This window comes from Pseudomonas sp. KK4 (assembly GCF_001984065.1).
In the GTDB taxonomy this organism is placed as follows: Bacteria; Pseudomonadota; Gammaproteobacteria; order Pseudomonadales; family Pseudomonadaceae; genus Aquipseudomonas.
In genome coordinates this window covers 1-12190 of record NZ_LYVP01000138.1, presented here as the reverse complement: position 1 = coordinate 12190, position 12190 = coordinate 1, and the positions used below count along the sequence as shown (strand labels likewise).

At 60.0% G+C, this 12190-nt stretch carries 8 protein-coding genes; 2 read left to right on the top strand and 6 right to left on the bottom strand.

Going from position 1 to position 12190, the window contains the following annotated elements; translation table 11 throughout:
* From B0W55_RS26145 to B0W55_RS26135, 3 genes are all read right to left on the bottom strand, one after another.
* A partial coding sequence (locus B0W55_RS26145; protein ID WP_175645569.1) for a TSUP family transporter occupies window positions 1–259 on the bottom strand: 259 nt, incomplete at its 3' end.
* A gap of 232 nt (window positions 260–491) precedes the next feature.
* Entirely contained in the window at window positions 492–968 is a 477-nt protein-coding gene (locus tag B0W55_RS26140) for a nuclear transport factor 2 family protein (protein ID WP_077048808.1), read from the bottom strand.
* A gap of 56 nt (window positions 969–1024) precedes the next feature.
* Entirely contained in the window at window positions 1025–1588 is a 564-nt protein-coding gene (locus tag B0W55_RS26135; RefSeq protein WP_077048807.1) for a TetR/AcrR family transcriptional regulator, read from the bottom strand.
* Between the two features lie 215 nt (window positions 1589–1803).
* Between B0W55_RS26135 and pssA the strand changes: the two genes are divergently transcribed.
* Window positions 1804–3147: a CDP-diacylglycerol--serine O-phosphatidyltransferase gene (gene pssA, locus B0W55_RS26130; RefSeq protein ID WP_077048806.1), complete on the top strand. Its 1344-nt coding sequence runs from the start codon at window positions 1804–1806 to the stop codon at window positions 3145–3147.
* A gap of 202 nt (window positions 3148–3349) precedes the next feature.
* Window positions 3350–8785 (top strand): hypothetical protein, encoded by a 5436-nt coding sequence (locus tag B0W55_RS26125; RefSeq protein WP_077048805.1) that lies wholly within the window; start codon window positions 3350–3352, stop codon window positions 8783–8785.
* A 103-nt stretch (window positions 8786–8888) separates the two neighbouring features.
* Here the strand turns inward: B0W55_RS26125 and efeO (B0W55_RS26120) are convergent, their stop codons facing one another.
* The 3 genes from efeO (B0W55_RS26120) to efeO (B0W55_RS26110) all read right to left on the bottom strand — a co-directional run.
* On the bottom strand, window positions 8889–9713 hold the full coding sequence (gene efeO, locus B0W55_RS26120; protein WP_077048804.1) for an iron uptake system protein EfeO: 825 nt from the start codon (window positions 9711–9713) through the stop codon (window positions 8889–8891).
* Between the two features lie 23 nt (window positions 9714–9736).
* Window positions 9737–11011, bottom strand: coding sequence for an iron uptake transporter deferrochelatase/peroxidase subunit (gene efeB, locus B0W55_RS26115; protein WP_077048803.1), 1275 nt, complete (start codon window positions 11009–11011; stop codon window positions 9737–9739).
* A gap of 18 nt (window positions 11012–11029) precedes the next feature.
* The coding region (gene efeO / locus B0W55_RS26110; protein WP_077048802.1) for an iron uptake system protein EfeO at window positions 11030–12190 on the bottom strand (1161 nt) is incomplete at its 5' end.

The following is a 12190-nucleotide window of genomic DNA, read 5'->3' as shown; positions in this document are numbered from 1 at the left end:
TGCCGACGATGGCGTGCATCCATTGCCGTGGGTGGAACAGCTTGCGGCGGTAGAAGGTGAAACTGGCGGTGGCCGAACCGAAGGTCGAACTGAGCTTGTTGGTGCCCAGCACCAGGTGCGGCGGCAGGCCGGCGGTGAGCAGGGCCGGGGTGGTCAACAGACCGCCGCCGCCGGCGATGGCATCGATGAATCCGGCAATGAAAGCGACAAGGGCCAGAATGGCCAGGGTGGTGAGGTCAACGCTGAGTTCGAAAGGCATGGAAGATCGGCTTAATCGGCAGGGTGCAGCACGGGGGCTGCGGGGAAGGGCCGATATATTACCTAGATCCAGACGTTGCGGCGACTTGTCTGGCCTCTTCGCGAGCACGCCCGCCTGTTGGAATGCGTACCCATGTGGGAGCGGGCTTGCTCGCGAAGGCGGCGTGTCAGTCAATACAGGTGTCGACTGATACACCGCTTTCGCGAGCAAGCCCGCTGCCACGGATCGGTGTTTACAAGCCCAGGTCGGACAGGCCTGGGTGGTCGTCAGGACGACGGCCCAGCGGCCAATGGAACTTGCGTTCGCTTTCCTTGATCGGCATGTCGTTGATGCAGGCAAAACGGTGGGCCATCAGGCCGTACTCGTCGAACTCCCAGTTTTCGTTGCCGTAGGAACGGAACCAGTTACCCGAATCGTCGCGCCATTCATAGGCATAGCGCACGGCGATGCGGTTGTCGGTGAAGGCCCACAGTTCCTTGATCAGGCGATAATCCAGTTCCTTGGCCCATTTGCGGGTCAGGAAGCCTTTGGCTTCTTCGCGGTTGGACGCGAACTCGGCGCGGTTACGCCACTTGGTGTCCAGGGTGTAGGCCAGCGACACACGTTCGGCGTCCCGGGAGTTCCAGCCATCTTCGGCCAGGCGGACTTTTTCGATGGCCGATTCACGGGTGAAAGGCGGCAATGGCGGACGAACTTCGGCGTTGGACATTTCAGCACTCCATTTTAAGTTGGTTTGAAGCAAGTTGTCGGGCTTGGTTGAAGTTATTACAGGTCCAATAACTTACGCGCCATGCATTGCGCATTATCGGCGGCACTGTGATCACCCATGACAAGCGCCACGGTGATGGCCCCTTCGATCAGGATCAGCAGCTGTTTGGCCAGCGTCTGCGGATCGTCGGTGCCATGTTCGGTGCAAAGCTCGCACAGGTAGTCGAGCAGCTTCTGTTTGTGGTCTTTGGCAATCAGCCGGACCGGGTCTTGCGGATCGCCGGTTTCGCCGCTGGTGTTGATGAACGCGCAGCCGCGAAAGCCTTCGGCGTCGAACCAGGACTTGAGCACGGTGAACAGGTTGAGCAGGCGGTCGGCAGGTGTTTCGGCTTGCCCGACCGCGGTGGTGAACCAGTGCATCCAGCGCACGTCCCGGCGTTGCAGGGCAGCCAGGGTGAGCGCCTCCTTGTTGGCGAAGTAGCGGTAGATGCTCTTTCTGGAGACGCCGGCGGTTTTCACCAGAAGATCCATGCCGGTGGCGGCGATGCCACTTTTGTAGATCAACTTTTCGGTGACATCCAGAATGATGTCGCGTGTTTGATTATCAGTGATTTCGTTCATGTGGCTACAGTAGAACGATCGTTCTCCATAGTCAATAAATTCTTTTCCTGTCGCTTGAACAGCCATCGCCAGCAGGCTGGCTCCCACATTTGAAATGCATTCCCCTGTGGGAGCCCGCCTGCTGGCGATGAGGGCAGTACAGACACCGACAAGACCCAAACCCATCCATGGTGTAAGCTCACCAGCTCTCTGGATTCGACCCGATTGCGAGCCCTATGCCGTTGCTTTTCAAACGCTCCCTGCTGCCAAAACTGCGCAGCTTCCCGCTGACCGCCGATGCCGTCACCATTCTCTCTGGCGCTGCCGAGTTCCGTCGTTGCCTGCTGGAAAAAATCGCCAATGCCACCCAGCGCATCTATATCGTCGCGCTGTACCTGCAACAGGACGAGGCCGGCCAGGAAATTCTCGATGCCCTGCATGCCGCCAAACTGGCGCGTCCGCAATTGGACGTGGTGGTGGTGGTCGACTGGCTGCGCGCCCAGCGCGGCCTGATCGGTGCCGGCAAGCAACCGGGCAACTCGGCCTGGTATCAGGAAATGACCCGCACCCACGCCAGCGAAGTGCCGGTGTATGGCGTGCCGGTGCAGACCCGCGAGCTGTTCGGCGTACTGCACTTGAAGGGCTTCATCATCGATGACTGCGTGATCTACAGCGGCGCGAGCCTGAACAACGTCTACCTGCACAAATTCGACAAGTACCGTTACGACCGCTATCACCTGTTGCAGGACCGTACCCTGGCCGACTCCATGCAGCACCTGGTTCAGCACGGCCTGGTGGCGTCCAAGGCAGTGCATCGCCTCGACCTGCCGAACCTGCCGACCACCCGTAGCCTGCGCAATGACATCGGCGACCTGCGCAGCCGCCTCAAACATGCAGCCTACGACACCACCCAGGGCACCACGGACAAGACGGGCCTGTCGGTGAGCCCGTTGCTGGGCGTGGGCAAGAACAATCCGTTGAGCCGGGTAATCGGCGAGTTGATCGCCAGTGCCCAGCATCAACTGACCATCTGTACGCCTTACTTCAATTTGCCACTGGCCGTGACCCGGGAAATCAACCGGGCGCTGGCCCGTGGGGTGAAGGTCGATATCGTGGTCGGCGACAAGACGGCCAACGACTTCTACATACCGCCAAGCGAGCCGTTCAAAGTCATCGCGGCGCTGCCGTATCTGTACGAGATCAGCCTGCGCCGCTTCGCCAAGCGTCACCAGCGCAACATCGACAGCGGCCAGTTGAACCTGCACCTGTGGAAGGAGGGCGACAACACCTACCACCTCAAGGGCATGTGGGTCGACAAGCGCTACACCCTGCTGACCGGCAACAACCTCAACCCGCGGGCGTTCCGCCTCGACCTGGAAAACGCCTTGCTGCTCGATGACCCCAAGAGCGAGTTGCTGGAACCGCGCAAGAAGGAACTGGCGGAGATTTTCCAGCACACCACGCGCATCGAGCGTTATCAGGACCTGGAAACCCTTCCGGACTACCCGGCGGGCGTTGCCAAGTTCCTCAAGCGCGTCAGCCGCGTGCGCATCGAGCGGTTGCTCTACCGCATTTTGTGACGTCAGGCCTTCAACTGTAGGAGCGAGCTTGCTCGCGATGGACGTCCAGACGACGCAGGTATCCAAATGCCCCGTGTCATCGTTAGCGACCATCGCGAGCGAGCTCGCTCCTACAGGGGCAATGGCCTGAGCGCTTTCTTATAGTTCCTTTCAGTGGCGCCGATTAGGTTCGCCTGACGCACACCTGAACGGAATTTCGATCTTGACCATCCCAGCCTTGCGCACCAACGCCACCGGCTCGATCCCTTCATCCCATTCAATGCCCAAAGCGGCGAACCCGACTCGGTTGGCCAGGCAGGTGTCGAGCACCGCAAACAGTGGGCAAGCCCTCAAGCCGCGCAATGATTTCATCCAACTCGACGCAGCCTTCTCGGCCTCGACCGTCAAATCCCTACAGATGCCGCTGTATTACGCGCGGGAAAAACGCGATGGCGATCGCATCGTCGACCTGGCGTCCTTCAGCGAAACCTGGGGTCTTTGTTATGAGCACCTGACCACCGAGACGCTGACGGAGCGGGAGGTATTGGACGTAATCAAGAGTGGCCTCTTGCCCGAAGACAAGGTCGCGAATCTGAAGCCCGTCATGATCCAAGCCATGCACCTGGCCATTGAACCCAAAGCGGGCCTGACGGATCAGCGACTGCGCGAGATCATCGACGTTGTCTGCCATTTACCGCCAAACCAATGGGCGGACGCACTGGGCGAAGGACTGAGGTTTCCCGCAAATACCGACAGTCGAACGGTCGCCGGTTTCATCCAAACCCAACTCAGCGAATCACGCCTGCAACGCGACCAGAAGATTGCCAGCGGCCAGTTGCTGACGGATGCTCAATGGCAATGTTTCCGGGAGCTTATCGACGAAGGCCCGACATGGATGAACGACCGGGTGGAACGCAGGTTGGAGGAGCAGGCGCGCTACCTGCCGGCGATGGATCTGGAAGATGTCAAATATTCGAGGCCGTCGCCCGACACCGCACAGTATCTGTTGAGCACGTGTTGGCGGGTCATCTGTGACGATCAGGTGCCACAGAATTACAAGGACAGGATTGCCGGACTGCAGCGATGTCTTTTAGAAAAATCCGATCCGGTGTTGACCACGGTGAGCAACGTTGAGGAAACGGTGGATTTCGCATTCAAGTTGCCCCTGTCTGCGGATCGCGGATTTCCCTTGCTGGCTGTTCTGGAGGAGATCGAGCGCAAGTCCGAACGCTACGATTTCGTCGATACCCGTGCGCCTGATCTGCACCAGGGCGGGTTGTTGCGAAGGTTTCTGAAGGTGGCCAAAGCCGTTGACGATCTTGGCAAAGTGCCTGGGCCGGCAATGGACCGCGGTCTGCAGGCCGGACTTCGAGCGCCATACCCGCCCACGCCAGCGGTACCGCAACAGACGACAAGCGAACACCTGCAGAAGCTGGCGGGTGACGCCGATGCCCTGTTGACGACGCTGACCCACACCTTGACCGGTTGGCAGCCGGTCGAGGCCCTGGACCCTCGTCCGGCGCTTGAAGCGTTTATCCAACGGATCATGGGCGTGTCCGTGCGCAGTCCATTCCGGCCGATACCCATGTCTGGATACGACGCTACCGACAGCCTCTATGCCGAAACCACTGAGCGCTCGGACGCGGCAGGCGACAGCAGCGACATGAACGTCCTGCAATCACTGGCCGACGACCTGAAAAGCTGGCTGGGTTCGGCATGGGGGTATCTGGGGCCAATGGGGGCGGCCGTGTGGGGCGCAGCCAAAGAGCATCCGCGTTCCGCTGCTACCGTAGGCCTGGTTGCGGCCTACGCAGCCGTGAGCGAGTTTCACCGCCTGTGGTTCGGCGACGCGTCACCCGACCCAGATTCGCACTCAGCCGTGAAGGCAGATCCCGCACTGCATCGACTCATCGTCGATGATTTGCGACATGCCCTGAGGGACATGCCGAACGTGCAGCCTTTCGTAGCGCGGCTCGAGGCCCAGGATGAGGCCCAGCCAGACTTGATACCGGATATCAATCATCTGTTATCGCAACCGGTTCCATCACAACCGGATCTGACCTATGCCGAGTTGGTCGACGAGCGCATTTTCAGCGCCCGTGATCACTACGCCCGTCTGCAAATTTCCACAATGGTCGTTGATGTGGATGGCGAACCCTACGTCGAGACGGTGGATATCCCCCCCAACTCCGACCTTCAGCGGCCTGCCGATGACAGCGCGCAATGGGTTCTGGAGGCCTTGACGGAGGAACAGATCGCTCAGCAGGCTGACCAGAACCTGCAAACCCGTGTACTGGAACGATTGGATGCGGGCCACCGGGACATGCCGCTGTCTGTCCCCAGGGACAGTGCGATGAACCGGCCGCTGGCGCTTTACCAACAGACCTTGAATGATCCTGCCGTACTGGCCTGGTTCGAATCCAAGGGCCTTGTGCTCGAAACCTTGAGCATTCATCAGGACTTTGTTTCAGGAACAGTGGTCCGCGACGGTGTCAGCACCACCCAGACCTTTTACCGATGGGACACCTCGGGGTGGGGGCAAGTGTCTGCGCACGTCCTCGCCGCGCGGCAAGTGCTCGATCCTGGCAATTTCGGACTGCCGTTCGTGGATGACGACCGGAACCTGATTTCGTGTGCCGTGATCCTCTTTTTCTATTCGGTCGTGCCGCCAACCGACAGCAAGCAGGCGGGCACGTTGGCTTCGACGCTGAAAAAGGAGGGATGGCCCGTGATCCCCTCCGATAAAAAAGCAGCGGTCCATGACGAGTGTGAGTCAGTCACACAGATGATTGCCGAGAGCAAGGCACGGGACCAACTGATACATGAACTGAATAAGGCGACGGAAAACCTGGATGACAACGCGCCCATATCGTTATCCGGGCGCTACACACGAAGCGCCAATGGTTCACCCCTGGCGGACAAGTGTTCGAAAAACCTTGAAGTTTTGAGCCGCTTTGTGAAGTTGCCGAAGATGCTCGAAATGTGTAAGCGCCTGGATGTCGATTGCACCGACTCGCCGGTGAGGATCAGCGCTAACAGGATTGAGGTCCAGATTTCGCAGCAATGGCACGACTTGACGGCGACGGTCAACGCTGAAAGTACATTGCAGGTTCCCTTTGCCGATCTTTTGAACGCCGTCAAGGAAACGGGGAATACGTTGTACTCGACCTTGTCCATCGACTTGCAGCAGGTGATTGACTACCGAGGGTTCGGCTCGCCCAAAACAGTGGGGGAGGTCCGTAACGTTGTGCGCTGGCTCAGTACAAGGTTGCCGAGCGCGCCACCTTTGGGTGACTGCAGCGCTGATTTGCTGGCGGATGCTCAGTCACCCATCAGCCTGACGCCTGACGATCGCAGCAAAATCATTCATCTGGAAAAAGAGGTTTTCAGCGTTCGCAGTTCGATGGTTGACGCATTGGCGGCTGATTTGCTGGCCGACACGTCCGTTGAGTGGCGACGCAGTCACGCCGATGAGTTGCTGGGAAAAATGTTCGCGAAGCACCAGGCGCACACCTGGGGGCAAACGTTGATCAATGCACTGAACTGGTATGGAGCCGGGCAAACGGCTGTTCCCGAACACAATCAGAAGCTGTTGATGGCCGCAATCAAACTCGCCGTGGACACGGACGCGCCTGGCAGGCCAGGCACTGTGGCCGGGTATGACATCTACCAGCCAAAAAACCTGGGCCGCAATCTGACCGACGTGCGGGCGGAGGTCGAACAGCACCTGATCGACAACAAGGGTGTCAGTGCCTTGGCGGCGCCGCTGGTTGCGCATCTGTTCCTGGCAGACGCGGGCCCCGAATTCCTGATCCAGGATCCTGACAAAGGTATCCAGATCGGTACGGCAGGCTGGATGACATTGCGCCTGGGAACGGCGATCGCCGAGATTCAGAACCCCGGATGCTCGCGAGCCATGAACACCGAGCAGTTGTTGTCGCTGGCGCTGCTTGATCCCGCCACGCCAGAGCAACAGCTGCTGTTCAAGACGGCTGCCGCGGATATTTTACTGACCTGGGCGGTGATGAACGGGGTTGTCGGGCAACGCACTGACGCTTCCTATTCGTCAGCGGATTATTCGCTCGCGGCAACCCGGTTCGCCTCGCAACGGGCCGATCTCAACCAGGCGATCGAAGGGTTCAAAAGACCATTGGTGACGCGAAGGGAGATCGCGATCAGGGAACTGGACAGAATATTCCCGCTCATCACCAAAGAAGCTGTGCAAGAGATAAGAATCAAGGCCGAGGTCTATGAACCGCTGGATAAGTTCAAGCCTGTCAGGACCGTGGAAAAAGACCTGGTCGAGGCTTACATGGATGGGGACTTGTTCACATTGGAGTGGAAGGTCGTCAGCGCACCGATAAACGAAAAGTTGTTCACCCGAGCCGTGCATGCGTTGCCGGTACTGGACGTTCTGCTCACATCGTCGGTCGACAGTGTTTTCAATGCGCGAAAGACCGCTTTCGTCGTCAGCACAAAATCCTTGATAGCGGCTTTGCCACAGGATGCTCGCCAGTCCCTTGAGCAGGGTGAAGTGACACTGTTTACCTTGCGTGAAGAAACCGGCAAGCCCAAAGAAGATGAAACGGACAAAATGAAGGCTGCTTTACGTGGTCGCCACGGAACGCTGTTGCGTTGTGAGCTTGGGGAGGACATCAGATATTTCGAAGTATTTCCGGGCCGGATGTTAATCAACGAACGCAAGGACTTGCCGAAGGATTTACCGCTTGATGGTCAGATAAAAACGGAAAAGGCCAGAGTCAGCAAAGGCGGCACCGTCAACGTGGAGGTACGACGAGGCACTGCATTGCCCTTCGATTTTTCGGCGTATTCCCAAGGCTCTGCACCGGTAGCCGGCACTTCATCGAACAAACTGATTATCGAACAGTTGGGTAGCACCCTGGCGGCAACGACTGGGGGGCGCAGGCAAGCGGATGCGGTCCCCGACAGCTATGACTCAATCAAAACGGCGATCATCGTCAATCGCATCATCAACGCAAACTACTTGCAGGGAGAGCGGGACTTTTTGTTCAAACAAGCGAAAGGGCAAACAACCGCGGAGGAAAACCGCGCCTACTGGGGCAAGGTGAAAGATTTCCTGATACAACTCATACCTTTCGTGGGGTGTACGGCCGACCTGCAATCCGGTGATCGAATGCGCTTCATCAACGGCGCCTTCGGTTGTTTTACCGACCTCATTTCAGCCCTGAGCACGCTGGCAGGTGCAGCGACCAGGATTCCCCAGGCATTGAGTTTTGTCGGTCCCATCACGACCAAGGCCTTTGAAGCCATCAAAATCACAGGCACCACGATTGTCTCGCTGGTCAACCCGCTCGATGGGTTACCGGACCTGATTGCCTCGGGGGGCAGGGCGGTAGGTTCGTTGCGCAGGGTTTTGACCAGTGGCGTCTTCGCCTTGACTGAGTCCGGAACCAGTCATTTGCAGACCTGCGTGGATCGGCTGCGGGGCTTCTTTGGCGGCATGGCGGGTGCAGGGGCTTCCCGATTGCCTCGCTCAGTCAGCTCGACCATGGGGAGATGGAACGGCACCAATACCGCGGTGATTCAGTTGGGCAACAAATGGTACGCCCTCGATGACAACGGCGACCCTATCGGCCGCGCATTGGATCATTCAAAGGTCCAGGCCGTTAAATTGTAGGGGGTGTATAGGGGCCGTCGAATGAAACGGCGCTGCGATCCTTTGATTGTCAGAAAACAGGATCAAAGGGCCGCAGCCCCCGCCAGCTCCTGCATGGCCGGGCTTAATTCAAGCCCAGCTTGCCGCGCAATGTCGACAGGTCTTCCGCCAGGGTATTGACCGGCCCGACCAGGGCCTTGCGATCGTTTTCCTTCACGTTGTCGTAGGTCTCGAAACCCCCGTCGGCGGTTTTGTACTTGGCCAGGATCTTGTTCACCGTGGCGAAGTTCTTGTCGACCTTGGCGATGAACGCCGCGTCCTGCTTCTGGATCTGCGCACGGAACAGGTCGACGATTTTCTTCGCCCCGTCGATGTTGCCCTGGAAATCATAGAGGTCGGTGTGGCTGTAGCGATCTTCCTCGCCAGAGATCTTGGTGGCCGCCACTTCTTCCAGCAGTGCCGCCGCGCCGCCGACGACTTTTTCCGGCGGGAAGGTCAGGCCGGCGACGCGGGTTTGCAGGTCCGTGACGTCCTTGTCCAGGCCGTCCGCCAATTCATCCAGGCCCTTGGTGCTGTTTTGCGCGAACAGCGAGTACTCGATACGGTGGAAACCGGTGAAGTCTTCGGCCTTCACGCCTTTTTCGTGGTCATCGACCCGGGAGTCGATGGACGCATCCAGGTCACTGAACAGCTCGGCGATCGGCTCGATCGACTCGTAGTAGACGCGAGTTGGCGCATAGAGCTTTTTCGCGGTTGCCAGGTCGCCTTTTTTTACCGCATCGGTGAACTGCCGGGTGTGGCTGGCCAGTTCGTCCAGTTGCTCGGTGACGTAGATCTTGTAGTCGGAGACCGGCTGCACCAGGTCCAGCGGCGCCGTGGCCGCGAAAGCTGAAAACGGGGTATTGAGCAAACCAAAGGTCAACAGTAACGCGAGGGGCGACTTTTTCATGGGACGTTTCCGAGTTGGAGTGATCAGGTGTTTTTTGTGGCATCGAGCAATGAGCGACCGATGAAGTCCTGAGTGCCGGCGACACCGGGCAGGGTGAAGAAGTAGCCGCCGCCGACGGGCTTGAGGTATTCCTCCAGCGGTTCGCCGTTGAGTCTCGTCTGCACGGCAATGAAGCCTTTTTCCAGGTCGGCCTGGTAACAGATGAACAACAGGCCCATGTCCAGTTGGCCGTTCCTGTTCACACCGTTGGAATAGTTGAACGGGCGGCGCAGGATCAGGTTGGCCTGGGTCGCGGCAGTGCGCGGGTTGGCCAGGCGGATGTGCGCGTCGAGCCGGGTCAGCTTGCCTTCGGGGTCCTTGGCGTAGTCCGGCACTTCGGTTTCGTGGCGACCGCCCATGGGCGCGCCGCTGGTTTTGATCCGGCCGAGGATGCTCTCCTGTTCCTGCAGAGGCGTGCGGTCCCAGCGCTCGACGAAGTTGCGGATGACCCGCACCGCCTGATAACTGCCGCCCGCCGCCCAGGCCGGCTCATCGCTGCCGGGTTGGACCCAGACGATGCGGTCCATGGCCTTGCCGTCGTTGGAATCGGGGTTGGCCGAGCCGTCGCGAAAACCGAGGAAGTTGCGCGCACTCTGCGCCGGTATACCGGGTTTGGCCGGGGCCTGGGGCGGTACGCTGCCTTCCTGCTTCCAGCGCACCAGCAACAGGTCCGGGAGGTTTTTCACAATGTCGCGCAAGGCGTGGATGTTGGTGTCGGCGGTGTTGGCGCAGAACTGCAGGCTCAGGTCGCCGTGGCAGCAGTCCGCTTCCAGGGCATCGTTGGGGAAACCGACCATGCGCACCAGCCGCTTGGGCTTGGCGGGGGCCAGGCCGAAACGCTCGTCGAACAGCGATTCGCCCACCGACACGGTGATGGTCAGGTTGTCCGGGATGACCACCGGGCCGAGAATCCCCGAATCCACCGGCGGCAGTTTCGGGTCGACCTGGGGCACCGGGCCGCCCTTCATCAAAAACGCGATGCGCTGGTTGAGGGTACGGAACAGTCGCTCCAGGTCTTCGCGGTCACTGGCCAAAACGTCGAACGCCACCAGCATGCCCGACGCCGGGCGCGGGGTGACGATGCCGCTCTGGTGCTGGCCGTAGAAATCGTGACGGTCTTCGGTGCGCTCGCTGCTGGGTGCTTCGGTGACCTGCGCGGGGCTGGCCGCCATGGCCGGGCAGCTCAGGGCCACGCCGGCGGCGCCGATGCCCATCAGTACCTGGCGTCGCGGGAGGTTGACTGGCTTTGAATCGTTCATCTGAATTCGTCTTCTGCGTTACAGGCCGGACAGGCCAAGGGCGGGATCGATGGCGTCGAGGGCGTTGGCCAGCGCCTTGGCCTTGTCGGCGATCTGCTGGCGCTGCTCGGTGCTGACGCTGTCGTAGCTGGCGTAGGTGCCGTCGACCTTGAGGCCATTGAGTTGGGCATCGAAGGTGGCAAGGGCGTTGTCGAGGGTCGGCAGCAGGTCGGCAGCAGATGTGCTCAGCAGCGGTCGCAGCAGCTCGACCACCTTGCGCGCGGCATCGAGGTTGCCGGCGAAGCCGTTCAGGTCGCTGTGGCTGTAGCGTTCCTCTTCACCGCTTGCGGCGCGCACATCGCCCAGGGTGTTGAGGTTGCGCACCACGATGCTCACCAGTTGTTCCGGCGGCAGGGTTTGCGCCAGCAGTTGTTGCTTGAGGGTGGTGACGTCCGTGAGCAGGCGCTGGGCGACCGGTGCCAGGCCATCGAGGTCGCGTTGCTGGAACAACGCGTATTCCAGGCGGTGGAAACCGACGAACGCCGGATCCTGCTCGCGCTTCTCGAAGTAATCGGCGCGGGCGTTGATGGCATTGTCCAGTTGCGCCAGGCGTTGCGCCGCCGGGGCGATGCGTTGATAAGCGGCGCGGGCCGGCAGGTACAAGGCCTGGGCCCGGCTCAGGTCGCCGCCTGCGATGGCTTGGTCCAGTGCACTGACCGCTTTGATCAGCGCGGTGCCCTGACTGCTCAGGTAAACGCGAAACTCTGACAGCGGCCCGACAAACGCCACCATCGACGGCCTGGCCTTGGCGGCGGCATCGGACGCGGCGGTCGGGGTGACGTGCAGCGTGCCGCGCGGGTTGCTCAACAGGCCGCAGGTGATGCTGTAGTCGCCGGGCAGCAGGTTGGCGTTGATCACTTGGCTCAGCCCCGGGGCGATGTTTTCCCGCTCTTCGATCACCAGTACGCCGTCGAGGATTTCCCATTCGACGGCCCGGTCCGAACGGTTGACGATGCGGAAACTGGCGTGGCCGGCGGGTACGGTCAGGGTGTCGGGTGCGCAGCGATGGGACTCGATGGTCACCAACATTTCGTCATGGTTGGCCAGGCGCTTGGCCGCAGCCAGTTTCGAGGCGTAATAGAACAGACCACCGGCGGCGATCATCACGATCACCGAACCGGCCACTGCCCAGCGCAGGGC